Raw genomic sequence first — 22,228 nt, forward strand, 5'->3', positions numbered from 1 at the left:
TATGGCAGACATCAAGCCCGTCCTGTGCGTTGTTACCAGCCATCCGATCCGTGGTGACAGCGGCGAGCCGACCGGTTTCGCGTTGGTCGAACTGACGCATCCGCTCGAAGTTTTCGAGGCGGCTGGCATCCCGGTGGAAATCGCCTCGATCCGCGGCGGTCATCCGCCGATCGACTTCTTCGACCTGTCTGATCCCGTCAACGCCCACTACTGGAAAGACAAGGGCTTCCGCGATGCGTTGGCTCATTCGCTGATCCTCGGCGATCTCGATCCGTCACGCTATTCGGCGGTCTTCTTTGCCGGCGGCCATGGCACGATGTGGGACTTCGCCGATAGTCCGGCAGTGCAGCGCGTGATCCGCGAGATTTACGAGAGCGGCGGCATTGTGTCCGCGGTCTGCCATGGCCCGGCTGCACTGGTGAATGCAACGCTCTCGGACGGCAGCTATCTTGTTGCTGGCAAGAAAGTGGCTGCCTTTACTGACGAGGAGGAAGCCGAGGTCAAGTACACGCATGTCGTGCCGTATCTGTTAGCGACCACTCTCAAGGAGCGTGGCGCGCTGCATCAGCCGGCGCCCAATTGGACGGAGAAGGTGGTGGTCGATGGCCGCCTCATTACTGGCCAGAACCCGGCTTCGGCTCATGGGGTTGGTCAAGCTATCGTCGATCACCTTGCCGCGAAGTCTTGAGCTGCGAAGAGTCGCGAACAATCGATGACGCGTCCGATCCAGAACCCCATTCTGCCAATGTCACGTTCAAGATCACGGGAGCATCTCACATGAAGATCATCGCCATCGAAGAGCATGTTCTTCCTGATGAGGTGAGGCATGCGTGGAAGTCAATTCATGGTGCCGATGACGGGACGCTCGCGCTGAATGCGGGCGTTCTCGGCGAACGTCTGGCAGACCTCGCCGAGCAGCGATTGGCGCTGATGGACGAAACCGGCGTCGATGTGCAGGTTCTCTCGCTGACGACACCGGGCCTCAACAACCTGGGGCATCGCGGCATTGATCTGGCACGTCGTGCCAACGATCTCCTGGCCGAGGCCGTGGCTGCCAACCCTTCCCGCTTTCAGGCGCTCGCGGCGCTGCCATTCGCGGATGCCGACTCCGCTGCACGAGAGCTTCGACGCTGTGTCGAGGAGCTTGGTTGCAAGGGGGCCATTCTTTATGGCCGCGTTGGTGACAAAAACCTTGATCATGCGATGTTCGAGCCGACTTTCGCCTGTGCGGCTGAACTGGGCATCCCGCTGTTGATCCATCCGCAGATTCCGCAAGCGAGCGTTCGTGACGCCTACTATGCAGGGTTCAGCGCACCGATCGATCTCGCTCTGTCGACCTTCGGCCTTGGATGGCATTACGAAGCCGGCATCCAGTTTGTGCGTATCGTGCTGGCCGGTGTATTTGACCGGCATCCGAACCTCCAAGTGATCCTCGGCCACTGGGGTGAATTGGTGATCTTCTATCTTGAGCGCCTTGCCATGCTTGACCGAGTATCGGAACTGGTGCACCCCTTCGTCGACTACGTGCGCAACAATCTCTATCTGACCGCCAGTGGCATGTTCAGCCCGGCCTATCTAGGTCGGGCGATCGAAGCGGTCGGCCTCGAGCGAATATTGTTTTCGACAGATTTTCCCTACCAGTACCGACGGGGCGGGGATGCCCGTCGCTTTCTTGAAACGCTGCAACTGAACGAAGATGACAAGCGGAAATTCGCGCACGCCAATTGGGAAAAGTTGACCGGAATTGGGTCGTGAACGTTCGCACGCTGCGTCTCGTATTCGCGCTGACGAGCTGCTTGTTCGCACACGTCGTCGTTGCTCAAACAAACCGGCCGCAGGCGGGAAATGCAACCATGCAAACATTAGGATTGTGGACTTCAACCGCCGGTGGACGACCGGCCGCAGCGCCCTACGTGCGCATCGCGCAATTGGACGTCGATCCGCGGCATCTCGAGGAATTCACGGCGGCACTTCAGGAGATCGCCTCCACGTCCATGCGCGAAGAGCCCGGCGTGTTCACGTTATATGCGGTCTCCCTCAAGGAAAATCCGCACCGATTCCAGGTCTTCGAGATGTACAAGGATGAAGCTGCGTACAACGCTCACCGCGAGACCGCGCATTTTCAAAAGTTTTTCGAAACTACGCGAAAAATGGTGACGTCGCGGACATTTCTCGATGTCGATCCCGTTGTGCTGGGAGCCAAGGCGTATTGGGAGCATTCGGATCACTGATGTCGATGCCGCTTACGGTCGCTGCCACGATCATCACGAAACGTGCATGACAATAGCTTAGACCCGAGGGAATGGAGAAACGATGTGCAGCCTCTGAGAAAGTAGCGCTCAATTTCCGAATCTTTAGTCGGTGCTATGGCGTTTCTCACGGGTCTCGTCGCCATGCCGCGCCACGCGATCAACTCCACGTCTTCCATTAGCGAGCAACTCATCACTATGACCACCGAAACTACGCTTTCCGCGAAACAGCAGGCGATCGTACCGATTGCGGCGCACGTTGCGATCGGAGATTTGGCGCGACTGAACATTGCGCTCGGACGGGGTTTGGATGTCGGCCTGTCGATCAGCGATTGCAAGGAAATCCTCGTGCAGATGTATGCGTATGCGGGATTCCCCCGTAGCATCAATGCCTTGACCGAGTTGATGAAACTGCTTCAGACGCGTAAGCAGGATGGCATCGTGGACGCCCCAGGTCTAGATTCTTGCCCTGTTCCGCAGGGCGCCGCATTGCTGGACGCAGGCACGGCGAATCAGACCAAGCTCTCGGGTGCGCCGGTCAAAGGCCCGCTGTTTGAATTTGCGCCAGCCATCGATCTGTATTTGAAAACACACCTGTTCGGCGACATTTTTGCGCGTGACAACCTCGACTGGCAGAGCCGTGAGTTGGCCACGGTCGCGGCTCTGGCTGCCATGCCGGGCGTGGAGCCCCAGCTGCAGGCCCACATGCGCATCAGTATGAACGTGGGCGTAAGCGCTGCCCAATTGCGGCAGCTCATTCAGGTGCTTGCCGAACGCGTAAGCGCGGATGCGGGCCAGCGCGCGCAAGCCGCACTGGACGCCCAATTGTCGAGTGGCCTGCAGCATTGATCCATTGCGGTATCGGCACACCCTGCGCTATGCACCGCGGCTATCTTGAATAGCCGACATTAGGTACGCACCCACAGAAAGGAGATTCAATAATGAACCTGACAGCAAACACCATTCTCATTACTGGCGGCGCGACCGGCATCGGGTTTGCGCTTGCGCGGCAACTATCGGAACGCGGCAACCGCGTCATCATTTGCGGACGGAACGCGGAAGCGCTTCAAAATGCGCAGGCAGAAGTACCGGCACTCGTCACGCGTGTTTGCGATGTCGCTGATACCGAAAGCCGCCGTGCGATGGTGGAATGGTTGAATACGGCACACCCCACGCTCAACATGCTGATCAACAATGCCGGCGTTCAATATCGTCGCATATTTGAAGAAGCCGTCGCGCTCGACGAGCTCGAGAAAGAGGTGGTCATCAACTTCACCGCGCCGATCCGCCTGATCGGTGAAATGCTGCCTTTGCTGAAACGGCAACCGCAATCAACCGTGATCAATGTCAGTTCCGGCCTTGCGTTCGTACCCATGGCGGATATCCCGGTCTACTGCGCCACCAAGGCGGCCATGCACTCCTTCACACTCAGTTTGCGGCACCAGCTAAAAAGAACGGGTGTCAGGGTCGTGGAGATGGTCCCGCCCATCGTGGATACTGGCCTGGGTAGCGGAACCCGCAGCAAGGGCACAGCCAGTCGTCCCGCGATGTCCCCGGAAACGTTCGCTGCAGAAGCGCTCGTCCAGTTGGAAAACGACCATGACGAAATTTTAGTTGGTATGTCTGTCAATACACGTACCCAGGGCGAGGCGTTGTTCGAACGCATGAACAGCGCCTAACGGACGCCGTAAGAGACCTACTGTCAACGCCGTGCGAGTGACGCTTTTGCCCTGAGTCTTCGCACCACCGCTGGTCGTCCTGTGGTTCTCTGTGTTGCTTCGTACTTGTCAATGCTGCGCGGGTTCAACGAGCGTCAGACTGCATATCCGTAGTCGGTCTGGTTGAGTCGGTGCCGCCGACTCGGGTCAGATTTCCGCAGCGCTGGTCATGGTCATTTCTCTGATGTTTGCAGACGGATCACGCAACGTTGTGCAGCAGTGAAATATCCGCAACTTCGAGAAACATGCGGCGCAATTGCGCGAGCAGGCTCAGGCGATTGCGGCGTTTCGCCGCGTCGTGGACCATCACCATCACTCCCTCAAAAAACGCATCTACCGGCGCGCGCAAATCCGCCAGATGTTTGAGCACATCGACGTATGAACGTGTCGCGAGCAGCGGTTTTATCGCACTCGATGCCGCGGTGACGGCTGTATGCAAATCCGCTTCGGCACCGGCTTCAAGCTGCGCGGAATCGATAACGCCGATTTCGCTCGCATCGGCCTGGCGCAGGATATTGCCGATACGTTTGTTGGCGGCGGCGAGTGCTTGTGCTTCCGGCAGTTTGGCGAATTCGACGACGGCATGCATGCGCTGATCGAAGTCCGATAACGTGGCCGGTTCCACCGCGCGTACCGCTTCGAATACATCGCCGCTTATGCCCTGGTCGGCGTAATAACCACGCAAACGATCGAGGATGAAATCGAGAATTTCTGCGGCGAGTTCGGTGCGTCGTGCGCCCGCATCAAGTATCGCGGTTTTGCCATCCTTGCCACGCGGCAAACCAGCTTGCAATGCTGCTTCCGGCAGCAACGCAAATGCTTCGCTGAGCAGTCCGCGCAGATCCAGATCGAGCTTTGCTTCAATCAAGGTGCGCGCCAATCCGAGTGCGGCGCGACGCAGCGCAAACGGATCCTTGTTGCCGCTCGGCTTTTGCCCGACTGCGAAAATTCCAGCGAGAGTATCAACACGTTCGGCGACGGCAATCACCTGCGCAAGTTTGCCTTGCGCGATGTTGTCGCCAGCAAAACGCGGCGCATAAAATTCATCAAGCGCCTGCGCGACATCGGCATGTTCGGGCTTGGCGCCTTGGCTCGCGTAATAACGCCCCATCACGCCTTGCAGCTCGGGAAATTCGCCGACCATGCGTGTCATCAGATCGCATTTCGACAATGCTGCCGCGCGTGTTGCGAGCGCCGCGTCTACACCGACACGATTCGCGATCACGCGCGCGAGTTCGGCCACACGCATGCTCTTGTCCCAGACCGAACCCAGCGACTGCTGATACGTCACCGACTTCAAGGCTTCGAGCTGCGCTTCGAGCGGTTGTTTGCGGTCTTCGTCGTAGAAGAATTTCGCATCGGCAAAGCGCGGACGAATTACGCGTTCATAACCTTTGCGAATTTCCGCCGGATCTTTTGATTCGATATTTGCGACGCCGATGAAATGTTCGGTCAGTTTATTGTTTGCATCGAACACCGGAAAAAATTTCTGGTTGTTCTGCATCGTCGCGATCAATGCCTCGCTCGGCACGTCGAGAAATGCTTGATCGAACGTGCCATGAATCGCGACTGGCCATTCAACCAGATTCGAGACTTCAGCAGTCAATGCGACCGGTTCGACAAATGCCAGGCCCAACGCATTGATCGTTTGCTCGACCACCGATGCGACCTTATTGCGGCGATCAATCGGATTAGCGATGACCTTTTTTTCCAGCAATTTGGTTTGGTACAAATCGGCGGAAACCACATCGAATTTTTCCGGCGCCATGAAACGATGCCCGCGCGAAAAACGATCCGATTTGATGCCGAAGATTTCTGCATCGATCACCTGCTCGCCGTGCAGAATCACGAGCCAATGTACCGGCCGCACAAAGCTGAAATCGTGATCGCCCCAGCGCATCGCTTTCGGAATCGGCAGTGCTTTCAGGGCTTCGATCACGATCTCCTGCATCAATGCCGCGGTCGGCTGGCCAGGCTTCACCGCACGATGTACAAACCACGCACCCTTGTCGGTTTCGAGTTTCTGCAATTGCTCGACCGTGACACTACAACTTTGCGCAAAACCGATCAGCGCCTTGCTCGGCTGGCCACTCGCATCGAGGGCGGCGTTCATGGCTGGGCCGCGGCGTTCCGAAGTTTGTTCGGGCTGTTCCGTCGCCACATGCGGCACCAGCACGGCAAGTCGGCGCGGCGTCGCAAAAAGCTTTGCATTGCTCGTATCGGCAGAGATGCCGCGCTTGGTCAGGCCATCGACAATGCCAGCGACAAAGGCTGCGGCAAGATCATCCAAAGCTTTCGGCGGCAGTTCTTCGGTGCCGATTTCGATCAATAAAGATTTGAGTTCAGACATGCGCCTGCTCCTTGCCGTTCGCAGCAGGTTTCTTCAATCCCGGAAAGCCGAGTTTTTCGCGTTGCGCGTAATACGCTTCGGCCACGGCGCGTGACAACGTGCGCACACGCAGAATGTAGCGCTGGCGTTCGGTCACGGAAATCGCGCGGCGCGCATCGAGCAGATTAAAGGCGTGGCTGGCTTTGCAAACCTGCTCGTAAGCGGGCAATGGCAAACCGGCCTCGACAAGTTTTTTTGCCTCGCTTTCACAGGTATCGAACCAGCCGAACAATGCCGCCACATTCGCGTGTTCGAAATTGTAGGTGCTCTGTTCCACTTCGTTCTGATGGAATACATCGCCGTAAGTTACCGGCCCATGTGGTGCGGTTGTCCAGACGATGTCGTAGATGCTGTCGACGTTCTGCAGATACATCACGAGGCGTTCGAGGCCGTAGGTGATTTCGCCGAGCACCGGTTTGCATTCGAGGCCACCGGCCTGCTGGAAATACGTGAACTGCGTGACTTCCATGCCGTTGAGCCAGACTTCCCAGCCGAGTCCCCACGCGCCCAAGGTCGGTGATTCCCAGTTGTCCTCGACGAAACGCAAATCGTGCACGAGCGGATCGATGCCGAGCGCTTTCAGCGAATCGATATACAACTCCAGAATATTGTCCGGGTTCGGTTTCAGCGCCACCTGGTACTGGTAATAATGCTGCAGGCGATTTGGATTTTCGCCATAACGACCATCGGTCGGTCGGCGGCACGGCTGCACGTACGCGGCGCGCCACGGCTCCGGCCCGAGCGCGCGCAAGAACGTGGCGGGATGAAACGTACCCGCGCCGACTTCGGTATCGAACGGCTGGATCAGCACACAGCCTTGCTCGCCCCAGTAGCGGTTGAGAGTCTGGATTACATCTTGAAAAGTCAGGCCGGACATAAGCTCATTAATGATCGTGGCGTAAAGCGCGTTAGTATAACGGGGCCGGGCAATACACGCCTTCACGGAGCCAGCATGGCCACATTACCGCAAGCTACCGTTCTGTCCGCCGCCGATACGCTGGCGCCCGGCATCGGTTTGCATCGACGCCTGGAACTGGAACCGGTGCTGGCCACGCTGATCGTCGATGGCCTGATCGTGGCCGAAGATGCCAAGCGCGTGCGCGCCGATGTGCGTACTCAGCGCGGTCGGCTCGAACTGCATCCGCTGGTGTTGATCGCCAATCTCAAACTCGCGAATGCGCGTCAGCCGGGCAAGCCGCTGAGTCTGGAGACGCTTACGCAATGGCTGGCCGAGAAGGCCGGTTTGCCGTATCTGAAAATCGATCCGATGAAGATCGATGCTGCCGTGGTCACGCAAGTGGTGTCGCAGGCGTACGCCAATCGTTATCGCATCCTGCCGGTGGCGGTGACCGAGTTGCAGGTGGTGTTTGCCACCGCCGAACCGTTCGACATGCGCTGGCTCAGCGATCTCGGCCACATCCTGCGCCGCGATGTGCAGCGCGTGGTCGCGAGCCCGATCGACATCAATCGTTACCTCACCGAATTCTACGGTGTGCAGCGCTCGATCCAGCGCGCGCGCGATGCCAAGAGCAATAGCGATGTGCCCGATGGTCGTGGCATCCTGAATTTCGAGCAGCTGGTTGAGCTCGGCAAATCCGGCGAAGTCGGTGCCGACGATCGTCATGTCGTGCACATCGTCGACTGGCTGCTGCAATACGCGTTCGAACAGCGCGCGTCGGATATCCATTTGGAGCCACGCCGCGATACCAGCCAGATTCGTTTCCGCATCGATGGCGTGATGCACAAGGTGTTCGAGTTGCCGACGCCGGTGATGGTGGCGGTGACCTCGCGCATCAAGATTCTCGGGCGCATGGACGTCGCCGAAAAACGCCGGCCGCAGGATGGTCGTATCAAGACGCGCTCCGTTGGCGGGCGCGAAGTCGAGTTGCGTCTGTCGAGCATGCCGACCGCGTTCGGCGAAAAAATCGTGATGCGTATTTTCGATCCCGATGTCGTCGTCAAGGAATTTTCGCAGCTCGGTTTCAGTCCGACCGAAGCCGAAGCTTGGCGCGTGATGGTCGAGCGTCCGCACGGTATCGTGCTCGTGACCGGCCCGACCGGTTCGGGCAAAACCACGACGTTGTATTCAACGCTGAAATATCTCGCCACGCCGGACATCAACGTCTGCACGGTCGAGGATCCGATCGAAATGGTCGCGCCCGAATTCAACCAGATGCAGGTGCAGATGGCGATCGATCTGGACTTCGCCGCCGGCGTGCGCACGCTGCTGCGACAAGATCCCGACATCATCATGGTCGGCGAAATCCGCGATCTCGAAACCGCACAAATGGCGGTGCAGGCATCGCTGACCGGTCACCTGGTTTTATCCACGCTGCATACCAACGATGCGCCGTCGGCGATCACGCGTTTGCTCGATCTCGGCGTGCCGTATTACCTGCTGCAATCCACGCTCACCGGCATTGTCGCGCAGCGTTTGGTGCGTACCTTGTGCCCGCATTGCAAAGTCGAAACCAAGCTTGATGCGCAGGACTGGCAAGGCCTGGTCGGACGTTGGAATCTGCCGTTGCCAGCGCGCGGATTCATGCACAAAGGTTGCCTGGAATGTCGTCGCACCGGTTTTCTCGGGCGTACCGGAATCTATGAAATGTTGTCGATCACACCACCGTTGCGGCAGCAGATTCAGGCCGCGACCGATCTCAGCAAGCTCGGCGAAATCGCGCTCGCGCAAGGCATGCGACCGCTGCGTGTGAGTGCCGCAGCGCAAGTCGCGCGTGGTGTAACCACGATCGCGGAAGTGGCTGGCGTACTGCCGCCGATCGATTGAGAAAAACCGAAAAAGACAGGATTCATCGATGCTGTGTTTCTTATCATCGGGGCTTAAGAGCCTGTTCAAAGTCTCAATCTATGAGACCGGCGTGCTGATACTGGCGGAATGAGATCAACCTATCCGAGTGACATCAGTCGCGCCCAGTTTGAGCAAATTCATCCTTTGCTGGAAAGCGCACGCAAGAAGACCAGCCCGCGTCGGGTGGATCTGTACGAGGTATTTTGCGCGGTCCGCTACCTCCTCAAAAGCGGCTGCCAGTGGCGCATGCTGCCCACGGAGTTTCCGAAATGGCGAACGGTGCATTCGTACTTTTCGATCTGGAGCGAGCCTGACGAGAACGGCATCAGCCTGCTGGAGCGGGCGTTAAAAAAATCAGGTGGGCGCGGTGCGTATCAAGCAGGGGCGCAACGCCATGACGAGCTTCTTGATCGTTGATGCACAAAGCGTAAAGAACACCGACACGGCGACGCATAAGGGCTACGATGCCGGCAAGAAGGTCTCGGGGATCAAGCGGCATATTGCCGTGGATACGCAGGGACTGCCTCACGCTATTGCGGTGACTACAGCGGAAGTCACCGATCGCAAGGGCGCCTTGCAGGCGATAGATCGATGTCAGGCAAACCTACATCGGGTACAAAGTGTCCTAGCGGATGGCGGCTACGTCGGCCAGCCCTTTGCCGAAGCGGTCCAAGGCGCCATCGGTGCCACCGTGCAGATCGCCCAACGCAATGAATTGCATACCTTCGCCGTTATCCCGAAGCGGTGGGTGGTCGAGCGCTCCTTCGCCTGGTTGGAGAAATGCCGACGACTCTGGAAGAACTGCGAGCGCAAGCTCAATACCAGCCTCCAGTTCATTCACCTTGCCTTCCTCACGCTACTGCTCAAAAGACTTTGAACAGGTTCTAAGCAAATACGCAATCGTCATAAGTCGGTGACGAGTGATGCGGCAGGATGTGGGATGTGATTCAGAAAACGTTTGCTAGGATTTGCGAATGAACCTTGATGACAACCTGACCTCCGTGCCGAACAGCGTTTTTGATCGCATCGAGCATTCTCGACTGCCGGTTTCGCTAGTGCGCGATTCATTGCCGGTGCTGATCATTCAAACCGGCACGGCGTTGCCGCATTTGCGCGCACGCCATCGCGATTTCCCGCACTGGTTTCGTACTGGCCTTAAACTGCATGCACGGCACGTTACCGTGACGCATGTCGAGCGCGGTGAAAAGTTGCCGGATGCGCGCCGTTTTGGTGCGGCGATCATCACCGGCTCCGGCGCGATGGTGACCGATCGTCACGACTGGAGCGAGCGCACCGCCGAATGGTTGCGCGGCGCGATGCAGCAGCAGCTGCCATTGTTCGGTGTGTGCTACGGTCATCAGCTTATGGCGCACGCGCTGGGCGGCGAGGTGGGATATAACCCGCGTGGCCGCGAGATGGGAACAATCGATATCGACGCACATGATGCCGCGCGCAGCGACGATCTATTCAGCCCGCTCGGATCGCGCTTCCGCGCTCACGCGACACATCTGCAAAGCGTATTGAAACCGCCGCGCGATGCCGTCGTGCTGGCACGCTCGGCACTCGAAGATTGCCATGCATTGCGCTATTCGCGACGCGCTTGGAGTGTGCAATTCCATCCCGAATTCAGCACACATGCGATGCGCGGTTACATCCACAAACGCACGCCCGAACTGAAACAGGAAGGCTTCGATGCCGACGCGTTATTGGGTTCGGTAAAACCTTGCCCCGATGCACGCCGTTTGCTGCGGCGTTTCCTGCGCCTGGCGCGCAATTGAGCACAACACGCAGATCGCGCGTTATTCGGAGATTGTCGGTTTTCGATGCGAATGGTGTCGCAGCCGATGGCTGCGATAACCGTGTTTCTGAGATTTGTGCCGCGCAAAAAGATCGCGTTTATTTGCGCGCCTTGATGCCCATGCTCTTGCGCGCCGCCGCGAGCGGATCGCCCACTTTCGCCGACGCCAGATAATTGCTGATTGCCTCGTTGGTAACGTCGTACAACGGACGCCCCATCACCGCCGCAGCGGCCTTGAGACTGTCACGCACACGCTTTGATACCCGCAGACTGGCATCCCGGGTATCGTCGACTTCTGCTGCTGTTTTTTTCATGCGATCGCCTCCTATGGCTGATTTTCTTCCCCCTGAGTACACATTTATACATCGGAACCGGCTTGTGCGAAACCCCGCGATTGGTCGTGCCGGTTCAATCTTGCCGGAGTGCTGGCGCGCGTGAGCCATGCAATTTATGCTTGCCGATGAAACTATCCTGCGGACAATCCGCGCTGTGAAAGGACGATCGAAATGAGTTTTCGCCAAGTCGATGTGAACAATAGTGTGGGGTGGCTGAGTAAAGGCTGGGAGATTTTCAGCAAGAATCCGGGCGTGTGGATTCTCATGGCGCTGGTCAGCTTCGTGATCTTTGTACTGCTGTTTTTCATTCCGTTGCTCGGCCAGCTTGCCGCAGCGATTCTCGGCACCTTGCTGTATGCCGGAATGATCCATGCCGCGAGCGAACAGGACGCGGGGCGCAGCATCGACCTGAATCATCTGTTCCGTGCTTTTCAGGATTCGAGCAAGTTGTCGCCGCTCGTCATCCTGAGTTTGATCGCGGTGGCCGGCGCGGTGTTGAGCCTGGTGCTCGGCTTTTTGTTTCTCGGCGGCGCGCTCGGCGCAGCGGCGATAGGCGGTGCGACAAACTCGGGCGGCCTAGCCGTGGGTGCGCTGCTTGGCGGCGGTTTGTTGTGGGTTCTACTCAGCATGGTGATCAAGCTGGCGGTGTCCGCGCTGATGTTTTTTGCGGTGCCGCGCATCATGCTCGAAGGCGGTGATCCGATCGTAGCTGCGAAAGACAGCCTGAATGCGGTGCTCGCGAATATCGGCCCGATGTTGATATTCGGCCTGATCGTGATCGTGCTGAGCATCGTTGCGGCGATACCGTTGTTTCTCGGCTGGCTGGTGTTGATGCCAGTGTTGGCTTGCGCAAATTATGCGGCTTATCAGAACGTCTACGGCAGTGTCATGAGCTTGCCGCCGACGGAACCGACGCCGCCAACACCGCCTAGCGAACCGCCAGCCGTCTGATCAATCGGCAACCCGGCTGGAATTTTCTGCGCGGCGCGCGAGCAGGCGCGCCGCGATGATGCCGACCTCGTACAGCAGGCACATCGGCACGGCCAGCATCAGCATCGACAAGGCATCCGGTGGCGTGAGCAACGCGGCGACCACGACACAACCGACGATCACATACGGCCGGCTGGTACTCAATTGCTCGGTGGTGACCCAGCCGAGCAGGACGATGATCAAGGTCGCCACCGGCACTTCGAAACACATGCCGAACGCGAGGAACATCACTAGCACGAAGTCGAGATAATGGCCGATGTCGGTCATCATCGCGACGCCTTCGGGCGTGACGCTGGCGAGAAAACCAAACACCATCGGCAACACCAGAAAGTACGCGAACGCGCAGCCGCCGTAGAACAGCGCGACGCTCGAAACCAGAATCGGCATCGCCAGGCGCTTTTCGTGTTTGTACAAACCCGGCGAAACAAACGCCCAGGCCTGATACAAAAGCACTGGCATCGCAGCGAACACGGCGACAAAAAAGGCGAGTTTGACCGGCGTGAAAAACGGCGAGGCGACATCGATCGCGATCATCTGCCCGCCCGCCGGCAAACGCGACAAAAGTGGCTTCGCCAGCCAGGAATAAATCTTGTTGGCGAATGGCATCAGCGCCGCAAATATCAGCAAGATCGTCGCCACTGCCTTGAGCAGACGTTCGCGCAGTTCGATCAGGTGCGATAAGAACGTGGGCTCGCTCTCGCCCTCAGGTTCAGGCGTGCTCATCGTGACGTGGCGGACTTGTGGTCGAGTTCGGCAACACCTCGTTCGCGCCGTGATCCGGTATTGCGGTTTCGCTTACCGCTGGCGCCGGATTGGGGTGGATCGAACCATGAATATCCTGCATCGTGCCATTGATCGCATCGTTCATGGCGGGGCGTGGATCAATCGACTGCACGGTTTCTTTCAGGTTGCGTTTGAGTTCTTCGGCGGCAAATTCACGCTCGATATCGTTGCGCACGTTCTGCCAGCTCTGCCGCGCCTTGCGCAACAACGCACCGGTCGTGCGCGCGACTTTCGGCATGCGTTCGGGGCCGAGCACGAGTAGCGACACCACCGCGATGATGCCGATTTCGCCCATGCTGAAATCAAACATGCGACTGACCTTACGGCACGTTGTCGCGTTTGACGTCGCTGGTCGCGGGCTTTGCGACCGGCTCCGGATCGGCCTTCAGCTGCGACGGCGGATGGCTGTCGTCGTCCTGCAAACCCTTACGGAAACTCTTGATCGCCGATGCTACGTCGCCGCCAATATTGCCGAGCTTCTTGGTGCCGAACACCAGCACCACGACCAGCGCCACGATAATCCAATGCCAACCACTAAAACCGCCCATAAATCCTCACTTTTCTGCGTCGACCGTGTGGCGGCAACTGCCGCCGTTCGATACTTTCAACGCACACATCAGCGTCGGGATGACGCATCAGCGTGCAGTGTACTCCTCCAGGCGATCGCGGAAGTCAACGACCGCACCGGGAACATTGGTGACACCGCCTTCGAAGATGCGGCGCGGTGTGACGCCCTGGCCATACACATCCTGATTCGAGTCGTTGTCGATCGCGATCACCGACCCATCCAGCGCGACGCCGGCGAATAGGCCGCGACTGCGCGAGTAGGAAAAAATCTCCGCTTTGAGTTCACCATCGGTGGATGCCTGCGCATCGCGACCGACTGGACCCGCCGCGACCGACGCATCGGCGCCGAGGGTGAACTTGCCATGCACGATATTATCCACGCCGCGCTGGGTGCGGAAGATCAACACCACGTCGGTCGATGAGACGCCGACCTGAAATCCGAAACTGCCGCCGGTCATGCTGACAAAACTCGGATTGCTCCACGTGCCATCGGCCGACTTTACCGCGATCAAACCTTCGCCGTGGCGCCCGCCAATCACAAAACCGGCCTTGATCACATCGGGAATCACCGCAATCGCGTACGCGCGCTTGAGCAGGTTCGACGGGATGCCTTTGTCCGGTGCCATCATCACTTCCTTGAGCACCCGCACCGCATCTTTTGCGCGCTTGTTTTCATCTTCGCCAGCACGTGCCGGTGCGCTGAATAGCGTGGTCAGAAACAGCATGAGCAGAGCGAGGCGCGACAACAATTTCATCATGAGTCTCCGATGGCAAGAATGGGCGGTTTAGATTACGAATATGCAGATGAACCTAGTGTTGCTATCACGCGTGGCCAATCGAAATTATCCAGCCGCGGCGTTCCGAGATAGTTGCTTCACATCGATTGCGGCAGACTGCGCGGTCACGATTTGGCCGAAGCACTACACTATGCGTCTGAGTATGGATTATGCCTTCTTATGCTGACAACACGACGTTATCTCGGGAATGCGAAATATCAGCACGGTTCGCTCGCAAGCGCTGCGGTATTGCTGGTCAATCTCGGCACACCGCAGGCGCCGACGCCGGGCGCGGTGCGCCGTTATCTCGCGGAATTTCTCGCCGATCCACGCGTGATCGAATTGCCGCGCTGGTTGTGGCGGCTGATTCTGCACGGCGTGATTTTGCGGTTTCGTCCACGCCGATCCGCGCATGCCTACGCGAAGATCTGGACGGCTGAAGGTTCGCCGTTATTGCTCAACAGTCAGGCGCTCGCCGACGCGCTGGACGCCCGACTGAAAACGCTGCGCAGCGGTCCGATCCAGGTCCGGCTGGCGATGCGTTACGGCCAGCCCGCGGTGGCCGATGTGCTGATCGAATTGATGCGCGCGAATGTGCGCCGTGTGTTGATATTGCCGTTGTATCCGCAATATTCCGCGACCTCGACCGGTAGCGTGATCGATGCGGTTGCCGCAACCCTGACCGACCTGCGCTGGCCGCCGGAAATCCGTTTCATCAATCAATATTTCGACGAACCAGCGCATATTGAAGCGCTCGCAAAATCGATTGAAGCGTATTGGCACGAGCATGGCCGTGGCGAACGTCTGCTGATGTCGTTCCACGGTATTCCCGAGCGTTATCTGCGTGCGGGCGATCCGTATTTTTGTCAGTGCCAAGCCACCGCGCAGGCGCTGGCCGCGCGCCTGCAGCTGGATCGTTCGCAATACCTTGTGAGTTTCCAGTCGCGGGTTGGGCGCGAGCGCTGGCTGCATCCGTATACCGATGTCGTGCTCAAGGACTTGGCCGGGCAAGGCGTGCGTCATCTGCAGGTGGTATGTCCGGGTTTTGCGGTCGATTGCCTGGAAACGCTCGAGGAAATCGCGATGCAGGATCGCGAGCTTTTTCTCGGTGCCGGTGGCGAGCGTTACGACTATATTCCGGCGCTGAATGCGACCGCGCCGCATATCGACGCAATGGCTGAACTGGTCTTGCGCCACACCCAGGGTTGGCCCGAATTCGATGTTGACTGGTCGGCCCAGGACGATGCCAAAAAACGCGCGCAAGCCGCGGCGCGTTTTCACGATGTGGAAAAAAGCGCATGACCGAGCTCGTCATCGATATCGCGTTCGGTCGGCTCGCAGCCAAGGCCTGGGGCGATCCGGCGAATCCGCCGATGCTGGCCTTGCATGGCTGGCTCGATAACGCCGCGAGCTTTGCCGGCCTCGCGCCGTTGCTGGCCGAGAATTACATCGTCGCGCTGGATTTCGCCGGCCACGGCCGCTCGGATCATCGGGCGCCGGGCAACTGGTATCACCATGTCGATCATGTCAGCGACGTGCTTGAGGTCGTCAACCAACTGGGCTGGTTGAAATTCAGCCTGCTTGGACATTCGATGGGCGCGAGTATCGCGAGCATTTTTGCCGCCGCAGTACCCGAGCGCGTCGAGCGCCTGTTGTTGATCGAGGGTTTGGGGCCGCCCACCGCCGAGCAGGATCAGACCGTGGCGCAATTGCAACGCGCGTTGCTGCAACGCGAAAGCGCGGCGGCCAAAACCCTGCGTGTATTTCCGGATATCGAAACCGCGATCGAGGCGCGCATCAAGGCCAACGGACTATCGCGCCAAGCGGCGGAGTTGCTGGTGGAGCGTGGCATCAAATCGGTCGAAGGCGGGTTCAGCTGGTCGTCCGATTCGCGCCTGATGCTGGCATCGCCGCTGCGTTATTCCGAGTCGCAAATTCTCGCGATCCTGCGCGGCATTCGCGCGCCGATTGTGCTGGTCATGGCGGATCCGCCGATGCCGTATTTCAAAGCCGAGATCATGCAGGCACGCATCGCTGCGGTCGAAAACATAAGAGTGATTCATGTGCCAGGCTCGCACCATTTGCATCTGGAACAGCCGGCGCAAGTAGCACCTTTGTTGCGTTGAAATCCCGAATCGCGATTGCGATTGCAGTCACAGTCAAGTGATAAGCCGACCGAGCTCCGCCTTCAACGCATGGCCGCGCGTCTTGAGCCAGTCGCGCTGGGTTTTCCAGTCGGGATACAGCGATGCGACCAACGCCCAGAAACGCGGTGAATGATCGCGGATACGCAAGTGACACAGCTCGTGCACGACGACGTATTTCAGCGCTTCAGGCGGCGCCAGTGCGAGCGCGAGATCAAGGGTCACGCAATCACGACTGTCCAGACTGCCCCACAGGCTTTTCAGCGGCTTGATGCGCAGGCCGGTCGGCGCGAGATTCAGCTCGGGCGTGTAACGCGCAAACCAGCGCGATACGTCGCGACGAATCTGCGCTTGCAGGAACGAATGCAATAACGAACGTGCGGCACCGAGACTTTGCTCGTTATGCGGTTTCGGCAAGGTCAGCACGAGTTTGTCATCGACGAGTTCGATGCGCGGATACACACCTTGGCGCCAGATCAGTTGCGTGGTTTCGCCGCGCAACGGAATCAGTGTCGGCGCGCCCGGCAGCAGTGGCGGCGGGCCGTCGTGGTCCAGATGCAGCTCGTCAAGTTTGCTTTCCAGCCATTCGCCGTGCTGACGCAGGAACGCAAACACCTGCGCCGGATGTGTACCTTCCGGGTAAGTCAGATGGGCGCCGCTGGAGGTTACGGTGAGGCGCAGTCGCCGCGCGCGCGGGTGCGACGAGCGCCGCACTTTGATCGCGCCGCCGCTGGGCGTGGATAACTCCAGATAATCGTCTTGGCCGGTCATGCTCATTGTTTCGTTTCAACCCTGTACCCGGCGGTTCGATCTCATGCGGGATCGATCGGCCGGGGCAATCCAAACCATTCCTGCAAACGCGCCAGCAGGCGCTCCAGCTCCAAAGTCATCAATGCAAAACGTGCGTCCAGTTCAGCGGCGGCAGATTCGCGCGAATCCTCGCCGAGCTCATCCAGTACCTGATCGAGGAAGCGCAACTTGCGCAGCACGACATCCTCGCCCAGCACAAAACTTATACGATCTTCAAACGTCAAACCGAGCTGAAATACCTGTTTTCCGGTCTTGATGTGCTCCCGTACCTCGTCGGTTTCAAGGTCCTGGCGCCGGCAGCGGACGATCGCGCCGGATTCCGCCGGATCGCGCAGTTCGCATTCGTCGCCTAAAGTCAGGCCTGGCGGTAGCTTGCCACTAATCAGCCAGTCCGTCATCAGCACGCGAGGCGCCTCTTCCGGGCTGGCGGGAATCGCCGGAAAACTGCCCAAAGCCTCACGAACCTGGGTTACCGCGTCCTCGGCCTGCTTGCGGCTGGCGCTATCGACGACAAACCAGCCGTTCTTGCTGTCCAGATAAGCATGCAATCGTGACGGTCGTATGAACGCGCGTGGCAACAGATCGGTAAAAACCTCTTCTTTCAACCGCTTACGTTCCCGGGCACCAATCCGGCGGCCTTCTTTTTCGATGATCGCCTCGATTTTCACCGCCAGCGCTTCGTTGACTACGGTGCTAGGCAGGAGTTTGTCCTCGCTGCCTACCGTGATTAGAGCGAATTCGCCCACACGATAGACGAGTTTTTCCTCATTTCGGCCCAATGGCGAAACAAAGCCGCGCGTGGAAAGCTCGATCGGCCCGCACGGACGCAGACGCGCCTGATCCAGGCTTTCGTCGAGATTCTTGAGCGAGGCGGAGACTTTTTCGGAGAAACGAAACACGGTCAGATTGCGAAACCACATAAGACTCAGACTCTTGGGAAAACAGAAGGGTTACCGAACCCGGATTATCGGGGCGGCAGAATGGCGGTAGCGCAGCAACGCAGATTACGCCGTTACGAGATCAAAACATGAGATCAGCATATCGCTTGGATTTTTTGGCCGGCATCGATTTCGGCATCGGCCGATTCCGCGCCGTCGCCGAGCAACCAGTCCGACGCCGAAAGCGAGGTGCCCGGATCGCGCGCACCGAGCGTGGCAAAATCGAACAGCTTGCGATCCGCCAGTTGCGACGGCGCAACATCGCCCAGCGCGCGTGAAATATTCTCGATACGACCGGGTTGCTTGCGCTCCCAGTCGGCCAGCATTTCCTTGATCGCCTGGCGCTGCAGGGTTTCCTGCGAGCCGCACAAATTGCACGGAATGATTGGAAACTGGCGCAACTCGGCGAACGCGGCCAGATCGTCTTCCTTGCAATACGCGAGTGGCCGGATCACCACATGCCGGCCATTGTCGGATTGCAGTTTCGGCGGCATCGCCTTGAGTTTGGATTGATAAAACATGTTCAGGAACAAGGTTTCGACGATGTCGTCGCGATGATGGCCGAGCGCGATCTTGGTCATGCCTTCGCGCTCGGCAAATTCGTACAACGCACCGCGCCGCAGCCGCGAGCACAGCCCGCACATGGTCTTGCCCTCCGGGATCACACGCTTGACCACGCTGTAGGTATCCTGTCGCAGAATATGAAACGGCACGTTCAGCGCGCGCAGATAATCCGGCAGGACATGCGCCGGAAACCCCGGGTGTTTCTGATCGAGATTGACTGCGATCAACTCGAAATTCACCGGTGCCTTGGTCTTGAGCGCGAGCAGGATATCGAGCATCGCATACGAATCCTTGCCGCCGGACAAACACACCATCACGCGATCGCCTTGCTCGATCATGCGGAAATCGGCAATCGCCTGCCCGACTTGGCGGCGCAAGCGCTTGGCCAGTTTGTGGGCATTGGTTTCCTGTTGGTGCAACACGGCGGACATGGCGGATCGGTAAGGGGTATGAGCCGGATATTGTACGACCGAATGCCGCTGTTTCGGCACCTGCAAACGGCATGCTGTTCGCGCGCCCGATGCGGCGCTAAACTCGCTGCACGTCATCGCCACGAGCTTGCATGAGCAACATTGATCGCGCCCAACTTGTGCAGCAGCTCACCGAATTGCGGGTCGAACATCGCGATCTGGACGAGGTCATCATCCATTTGGCGGCGCATCCGGCCAGCGATGAGTTGCGCCTGAAACGGCTGAAAAAACGCAAGCTGCGGATCAAGGACATCATCGGCTACATCGAGAGCAAGCTGATTCCCGACCTCGACGCGTGAAGCTCTGCTTCGCGGTGATGCTGAACGTTAGAGATTATTCGGCGGCTGGCGGATTTGTCGTCGGCTCGATCGCCAAGCTGCTGCGACCTTCATCGGTGAGCTTGAGAATGCCGTGGCGAATTTCCCGGCTCAGGATCAGCTTCGCATCGCGCCCGACCACTTCGAGTGATGCATCGAAATCCAGCTTGCCGGATTCGTCGTTCCACACCACACGGCGCTGCTTGAGTTGCTGGATGAAACTGCGGAACAGGCTCTTGTCGAAGAATTCCGGCGCGTTCATTTCGTGCAATAGCGACAAGCGCTGTGCGGTCAGGTGGCAAAGATTTTCCAGCTCGCCAGCACTCAAGGTGCGCGGCCCGTTTTTCACCAGCAAGGCGATGGTGATGTAATAACGCTCGAACGCCTGCAGCAGACTATGGGCGATCGTGCGCAGCTGGAATGCGGTATCGCTCTGGCCGGCGGCGCGACTCAGCGTGCGGCCTTCCGACTCGCTTTGCAGCAAACCGCGGCCGACGAAAAATTCGATCGTGGCGGTGATCCGGCTGACAAATTCGTCCTCGTTCCACGGCAGGAAAAGTTCGGCCTGCAGGAACGGATAAATCAGCTTGCCGAGGCGCAGAATCGAGGCGCGCGTGATGCGGCGGGTATTGATAAAACAGCACGCAATCCATGCCGATGTCGTGAACAGATGCAGTACGTTGTTGCGGAAGTACGAGAGCAATACCGCGTTCTTGCCTTCGCACAGCAGCACGTCGCCGAGCGGATGCGACACGCGCTGGATCATCTGCATGCGTTCGCCGTAAGCGATGATTTCGGCCGGTGTGAGTGCAGTCACCGTGACGCGATCCGAATACGGCAACGTGTTCAGCAACGCCTTGCTGAGCTCCAGCTGCACCAGCAAATCCGATTCTGCCAGCGCGTGTTTGCGTGTCGCCAACAACGCGATCGCGAGCAGATTGATCGGATTGACGTCGGCGGCGCGGTTGATATTGGTCTGGATCTTGTCGGCGAGCTTTGCCACCGTTGCGTTGAACCACTCCGGTTTGTCGTCGGGATTCTGCGCGACCGCAGCGCGCCAATCGGGCGCGCTTTTATCGAGCAGGTCAGCGAGAAAAATCGGTTCGGCAAAATTCACCACGACTTTGCCGTAGCGTTGCCGCAGCACGCCGAACGAGCGCAGCAGGCCGAGCCAGGATTCTTTTTCCTTGGGCTTGCCGGAAAGTTCGCCCATGTACGAATTGCCTTCCATGAGCTTTTCGTAGCCGACGTAGACCGGCTGGAACATCACCGGGCGGCGCGGCGCGCGCAGGAACGCGCGCACCGTCATCGTCAACATGCCGACGCGCGGCGTGAGCAATCGCCCGGTACGCGAACGGCCACCTTCGATGAAATATTCGATCGGCACACCACGCTCGACGAGCTGGCTAACGTATTCGTTGAATACCACCGAATACAGCGCGTTGCCCTTGAAGCTGCGACGCATGAAAAACGCACCGCCTCGACGCAGGATTGAACCCAAGCCCGGCAGGTTCAAATTGATGCCGGCAGCGATATGCGGCACCACCAGTTTGTTCTGGTACAGCAGATACGACAGCAGCAGATAATCGATATGACTGCGATGACACGGCACGTAAATGATTTCGTGCCCAGGCGCGGTGGTGCGCAGGGATTCGAAATGATTCATGCGCACGCCGTCGTAGATCCGGTTCCAGAAACTGGTCAGCAGGAATGACAAGGAGCGCACCACCGGATGCGAATAATCCGCCGCGATTTCCCAGACGTAGCTGCGTGCGCGCGCTTGCGCCTGTTCGAGCGTGAGGTTTTCCTTGCTCGCCACGCTCGCGATTACCGCGCGTACCGGATCGGCATTGACCACGGTATCCACCAGCGTGCGCCGATGCGACAGATCCGGGCCGATCACCGCCGCGCGAATGCGCCGGAAATGCGCACGCAAAACGCGCGAGAATTTGCGCAGGGTATTCGGTGCGTCCTGCTCGTCGCTCAACACCTGGCGCAACGACACCGGCGTGGAGAACTGCACGATCGTATCGTGGCCGTTCAACAGCAGCGCCAGCAAACGCCGAAAACGACCGACCACGACCCAGTTTTCCGAGAACAACACGCCGAACCAGCCGGACTGACGATCTGGCGCGCGGCCGACGAAAATCGAAACCGGCACGAGTTGCACATCCAGTTCGGGATGCGTACGCAAGGCTTCGAACAATTGCGCCAGCGTTTCGGAATGCGTGCGCGGGGAGCTGCGCCCGATCAGCCAGCCTTTGCGGCGCGACAGCGCAAACATTGCGCGTGGCTTGCGCAAATCGCCGAGCACAAAGGGCAATAACGGCGAAGGCAGGTCGGCTTCGCGGCACGCCTGTTCCAGGATGATTCGGTCAGACAGGCGATAACGTTCGGTGACGTAACACACCGGCAGCGCCTGCAGCAATGTGGCAGCCGGATTGACGGGTTCGCGACGGATGCGAATGCGCGACTTGAATAACGCGCCCAGCAGGCGCATCCACCAGGGCGCGCGCGCGACAGTGGACGAAGAGGATTCGGTGATCAAAGGCTGATCCATGACCGACATAGGGC

Annotated in this window: 23 protein-coding genes; 12 read left to right on the forward strand and 11 right to left on the reverse strand. The window is 58.7% G+C overall.

All coding sequences use genetic code 11. The features are described 5' to 3' along the window. The first annotated feature begins 1 nt into the window (after nt 1). From ELE36_RS00300 to ELE36_RS00320, 5 genes are all read left to right on the forward strand, one after another. Nucleotides 2-688 (forward strand): type 1 glutamine amidotransferase domain-containing protein, encoded by a 687-nt coding sequence (locus tag ELE36_RS00300; protein WP_129831190.1) that lies wholly within the window; start codon nt 2-4, stop codon nt 686-688. An 89-nt stretch (nt 689-777) separates the two neighbouring features. Continuing rightward, nucleotides 778-1,755, forward strand: a complete 978-nt coding sequence (locus ELE36_RS00305) for an amidohydrolase family protein (protein WP_129831191.1) — start codon at nt 778-780, stop codon at nt 1,753-1,755. Continuing rightward, entirely contained in the window at nt 1,752-2,231 is a 480-nt protein-coding gene (locus tag ELE36_RS00310) for a putative quinol monooxygenase (protein WP_207215830.1), read from the forward strand. The genes ELE36_RS00305 and ELE36_RS00310 overlap by 4 nt, the downstream gene beginning before the upstream one ends. 162 nt (nt 2,232-2,393) lie before the next feature. After that, nucleotides 2,394-3,098 (forward strand): carboxymuconolactone decarboxylase family protein, encoded by a 705-nt coding sequence (locus ELE36_RS00315; protein WP_129831192.1) that lies wholly within the window; start codon nt 2,394-2,396, stop codon nt 3,096-3,098. Between the two features lie 92 nt (nt 3,099-3,190). Continuing rightward, nucleotides 3,191-3,928 (forward strand): SDR family oxidoreductase, encoded by a 738-nt coding sequence (locus ELE36_RS00320; protein ID WP_129831193.1) that lies wholly within the window; start codon nt 3,191-3,193, stop codon nt 3,926-3,928. Between the two features lie 238 nt (nt 3,929-4,166). Here the strand turns inward: ELE36_RS00320 and glyS are convergent, their stop codons facing one another. Together glyS and glyQ are read right to left on the reverse strand one after the other, a co-directional pair. Further along, nucleotides 4,167-6,317 carry a glycine--tRNA ligase subunit beta gene (gene glyS / locus ELE36_RS00325; RefSeq protein WP_129831194.1) on the reverse strand — a complete coding sequence of 717 codons (2,151 nt, stop codon included), beginning with the start codon at nt 6,315-6,317 and terminating at the stop codon, nt 4,167-4,169. Continuing rightward, the gene (gene glyQ / locus ELE36_RS00330; protein ID WP_129831195.1) at nt 6,310-7,233 is read right to left on the reverse strand and encodes a glycine--tRNA ligase subunit alpha; all 924 of its coding nucleotides are present in this window, start codon (nt 7,231-7,233) and stop codon (nt 6,310-6,312) included. Before glyQ ends, glyS begins: the two co-directional genes overlap by 8 nt. Nucleotides 7,234-7,308: 75 nt before the next feature. Here glyQ and tfpB point away from each other — a divergent pair, with 75 nt between their 5' ends. The 3 genes from tfpB to ELE36_RS00345 all read left to right on the forward strand — a co-directional run bounded on the left by tfpB (nt 7,309) and on the right by ELE36_RS00345 (nt 10,940). After that, complete coding sequence (gene tfpB, locus ELE36_RS00335; protein WP_129831196.1) at nt 7,309-9,141, forward strand: type IV pilus assembly ATPase TfpB; 1,833 nt, start codon at nt 7,309-7,311, stop codon at nt 9,139-9,141. A gap of 108 nt (nt 9,142-9,249) precedes the next feature. Then, nucleotides 9,250-10,039, forward strand: a protein-coding gene (locus tag ELE36_RS00340; protein WP_129832135.1) for an IS5 family transposase whose coding sequence is annotated in 2 segments (ribosomal slippage) — nt 9,250-9,512 and nt 9,511-10,039 — 792 coding nt in all. Because the reading frame shifts where the segments join, the coding sequence is not laid out codon by codon here. A 97-nt stretch (nt 10,040-10,136) separates the two neighbouring features. Further along, nucleotides 10,137-10,940 carry a glutamine amidotransferase gene (locus tag ELE36_RS00345; protein WP_129831198.1) on the forward strand — a complete coding sequence of 268 codons (804 nt, stop codon included), beginning with the start codon at nt 10,137-10,139 and terminating at the stop codon, nt 10,938-10,940. A 118-nt stretch (nt 10,941-11,058) separates the two neighbouring features. On the opposite strand, the gene ELE36_RS00350 is transcribed toward ELE36_RS00345, so the two are convergent. Further along, complete coding sequence (locus tag ELE36_RS00350) at nt 11,059-11,274, reverse strand: hypothetical protein (protein WP_129831199.1); 216 nt, start codon at nt 11,272-11,274, stop codon at nt 11,059-11,061. 192 nt (nt 11,275-11,466) lie between these two features. On the opposite strand from ELE36_RS00350, the gene ELE36_RS00355 reads away from it, so the two are divergent. Next, nucleotides 11,467-12,246 carry a BPSS1780 family membrane protein gene (locus tag ELE36_RS00355; protein WP_129831200.1) on the forward strand — a complete coding sequence of 260 codons (780 nt, stop codon included), beginning with the start codon at nt 11,467-11,469 and terminating at the stop codon, nt 12,244-12,246. Here the strand turns inward: ELE36_RS00355 and tatC are convergent, their stop codons facing one another. The 4 genes from tatC to ELE36_RS00375 all read right to left on the reverse strand — a co-directional run bounded on the left by tatC (nt 12,247) and on the right by ELE36_RS00375 (nt 14,390). Then, nucleotides 12,247-13,008: a twin-arginine translocase subunit TatC gene (tatC, locus tag ELE36_RS00360; protein WP_129831201.1), complete on the reverse strand. Its 762-nt coding sequence runs from the start codon at nt 13,006-13,008 to the stop codon at nt 12,247-12,249. Continuing rightward, a complete protein-coding gene (tatB, locus tag ELE36_RS00365) occupies nt 12,995-13,378 on the reverse strand; it encodes a Sec-independent protein translocase protein TatB (protein ID WP_129831202.1) in 384 nt (127 codons plus the stop codon). The genes tatC and tatB overlap by 14 nt, the downstream gene beginning before the upstream one ends. Nucleotides 13,379-13,388: 10 nt before the next feature. Next, nucleotides 13,389-13,616 carry a twin-arginine translocase TatA/TatE family subunit gene (gene tatA / locus ELE36_RS00370; RefSeq protein WP_129831203.1) on the reverse strand — a complete coding sequence of 76 codons (228 nt, stop codon included), beginning with the start codon at nt 13,614-13,616 and terminating at the stop codon, nt 13,389-13,391. Between the two features lie 87 nt (nt 13,617-13,703). Beyond that, nucleotides 13,704-14,390 (reverse strand): lipid-binding SYLF domain-containing protein, encoded by a 687-nt coding sequence (locus ELE36_RS00375; protein ID WP_425480886.1) that lies wholly within the window; start codon nt 14,388-14,390, stop codon nt 13,704-13,706. 201 nt (nt 14,391-14,591) lie between these two features. On the opposite strand from ELE36_RS00375, the gene hemH reads away from it, so the two are divergent. Then, nucleotides 14,592-15,713 carry a ferrochelatase gene (gene hemH, locus ELE36_RS00380; RefSeq protein WP_129831205.1) on the forward strand — a complete coding sequence of 374 codons (1,122 nt, stop codon included), beginning with the start codon at nt 14,592-14,594 and terminating at the stop codon, nt 15,711-15,713. Further along, nucleotides 15,710-16,537 (forward strand): alpha/beta fold hydrolase, encoded by an 828-nt coding sequence (locus ELE36_RS00385; RefSeq protein ID WP_129831206.1) that lies wholly within the window; start codon nt 15,710-15,712, stop codon nt 16,535-16,537. Before hemH ends, ELE36_RS00385 begins: the two co-directional genes overlap by 4 nt. A gap of 33 nt (nt 16,538-16,570) precedes the next feature. Here the strand turns inward: ELE36_RS00385 and ELE36_RS00390 are convergent, their stop codons facing one another. The 3 genes from ELE36_RS00390 to ttcA all read right to left on the reverse strand — a co-directional run bounded on the left by ELE36_RS00390 (nt 16,571) and on the right by ttcA (nt 19,298). Continuing rightward, nucleotides 16,571-17,326 carry a M48 family metallopeptidase gene (locus ELE36_RS00390; RefSeq protein ID WP_340642623.1) on the reverse strand — a complete coding sequence of 252 codons (756 nt, stop codon included), beginning with the start codon at nt 17,324-17,326 and terminating at the stop codon, nt 16,571-16,573. 41 nt (nt 17,327-17,367) lie between these two features. Next, the gene (locus tag ELE36_RS00395; protein WP_129831208.1) at nt 17,368-18,285 is read right to left on the reverse strand and encodes a recombination-associated protein RdgC; all 918 of its coding nucleotides are present in this window, start codon (nt 18,283-18,285) and stop codon (nt 17,368-17,370) included. A 113-nt stretch (nt 18,286-18,398) separates the two neighbouring features. Continuing rightward, entirely contained in the window at nt 18,399-19,298 is a 900-nt protein-coding gene (gene ttcA / locus ELE36_RS00400; RefSeq protein WP_129831209.1) for a tRNA 2-thiocytidine(32) synthetase TtcA, read from the reverse strand. A 131-nt stretch (nt 19,299-19,429) separates the two neighbouring features. Here ttcA and ELE36_RS00405 point away from each other — a divergent pair, with 131 nt between their 5' ends. Then, complete coding sequence (locus ELE36_RS00405; RefSeq protein ID WP_129831210.1) at nt 19,430-19,636, forward strand: YdcH family protein; 207 nt, start codon at nt 19,430-19,432, stop codon at nt 19,634-19,636. Nucleotides 19,637-19,670: 34 nt separating this feature from the next. Here the strand turns inward: ELE36_RS00405 and plsB are convergent, their stop codons facing one another. After that, complete coding sequence (gene plsB, locus ELE36_RS00410; protein WP_129831211.1) at nt 19,671-22,214, reverse strand: glycerol-3-phosphate 1-O-acyltransferase PlsB; 2,544 nt, start codon at nt 22,212-22,214, stop codon at nt 19,671-19,673. Nucleotides 22,215-22,228 lie beyond the last annotated feature (14 nt).

Source organism: Pseudolysobacter antarcticus, assembly GCF_004168365.1.
Taxonomy (GTDB): domain Bacteria; phylum Pseudomonadota; class Gammaproteobacteria; order Xanthomonadales; family Rhodanobacteraceae; genus Pseudolysobacter; species Pseudolysobacter antarcticus.

What these genes read in the sequence shown, in the direction of transcription:
- plsB (WP_129831211.1), bottom strand. Translation starts at nt 22,214, where the DNA reads ATGGATCAGCCTTTGATCACCGAATCCTCTTCGTCCACTGTCGCGCGC.
- ELE36_RS00315 (WP_129831192.1), top strand. Translation starts at nt 2,394, where the DNA reads ATGCCGCGCCACGCGATCAACTCCACGTCTTCCATTAGCGAGCAACTC.
- ELE36_RS00395 (WP_129831208.1), bottom strand. Translation starts at nt 18,285, where the DNA reads ATGTGGTTTCGCAATCTGACCGTGTTTCGTTTCTCCGAAAAAGTCTCC.
- ELE36_RS00355 (WP_129831200.1), top strand. Translation starts at nt 11,467, where the DNA reads ATGAGTTTTCGCCAAGTCGATGTGAACAATAGTGTGGGGTGGCTGAGT.
- ELE36_RS00390 (WP_340642623.1), bottom strand. Translation starts at nt 17,326, where the DNA reads ATGACCGGCCAAGACGATTATCTGGAGTTATCCACGCCCAGCGGCGGC.
- tatC (WP_129831201.1), bottom strand. Translation starts at nt 13,008, where the DNA reads ATGAGCACGCCTGAACCTGAGGGCGAGAGCGAGCCCACGTTCTTATCG.
- ELE36_RS00350 (WP_129831199.1), bottom strand. Translation starts at nt 11,274, where the DNA reads ATGAAAAAAACAGCAGCAGAAGTCGACGATACCCGGGATGCCAGTCTG.
- ttcA (WP_129831209.1), bottom strand. Translation starts at nt 19,298, where the DNA reads ATGTCCGCCGTGTTGCACCAACAGGAAACCAATGCCCACAAACTGGCC.
- hemH (WP_129831205.1), top strand. Translation starts at nt 14,592, where the DNA reads ATGCTGACAACACGACGTTATCTCGGGAATGCGAAATATCAGCACGGT.
- tfpB (WP_129831196.1), top strand. Translation starts at nt 7,309, where the DNA reads ATGGCCACATTACCGCAAGCTACCGTTCTGTCCGCCGCCGATACGCTG.
- ELE36_RS00320 (WP_129831193.1), top strand. Translation starts at nt 3,191, where the DNA reads ATGAACCTGACAGCAAACACCATTCTCATTACTGGCGGCGCGACCGGC.
- ELE36_RS00405 (WP_129831210.1), top strand. Translation starts at nt 19,430, where the DNA reads ATGAGCAACATTGATCGCGCCCAACTTGTGCAGCAGCTCACCGAATTG.
- ELE36_RS00345 (WP_129831198.1), top strand. Translation starts at nt 10,137, where the DNA reads ATGAACCTTGATGACAACCTGACCTCCGTGCCGAACAGCGTTTTTGAT.
- glyS (WP_129831194.1), bottom strand. Translation starts at nt 6,317, where the DNA reads ATGTCTGAACTCAAATCTTTATTGATCGAAATCGGCACCGAAGAACTG.
- ELE36_RS00305 (WP_129831191.1), top strand. Translation starts at nt 778, where the DNA reads ATGAAGATCATCGCCATCGAAGAGCATGTTCTTCCTGATGAGGTGAGG.
- ELE36_RS00300 (WP_129831190.1), top strand. Translation starts at nt 2, where the DNA reads ATGGCAGACATCAAGCCCGTCCTGTGCGTTGTTACCAGCCATCCGATC.
- ELE36_RS00375 (WP_425480886.1), bottom strand. Translation starts at nt 14,390, where the DNA reads ATGAAATTGTTGTCGCGCCTCGCTCTGCTCATGCTGTTTCTGACCACG.
- glyQ (WP_129831195.1), bottom strand. Translation starts at nt 7,233, where the DNA reads ATGTCCGGCCTGACTTTTCAAGATGTAATCCAGACTCTCAACCGCTAC.
- ELE36_RS00385 (WP_129831206.1), top strand. Translation starts at nt 15,710, where the DNA reads ATGACCGAGCTCGTCATCGATATCGCGTTCGGTCGGCTCGCAGCCAAG.
- tatB (WP_129831202.1), bottom strand. Translation starts at nt 13,378, where the DNA reads ATGTTTGATTTCAGCATGGGCGAAATCGGCATCATCGCGGTGGTGTCG.
- tatA (WP_129831203.1), bottom strand. Translation starts at nt 13,616, where the DNA reads ATGGGCGGTTTTAGTGGTTGGCATTGGATTATCGTGGCGCTGGTCGTG.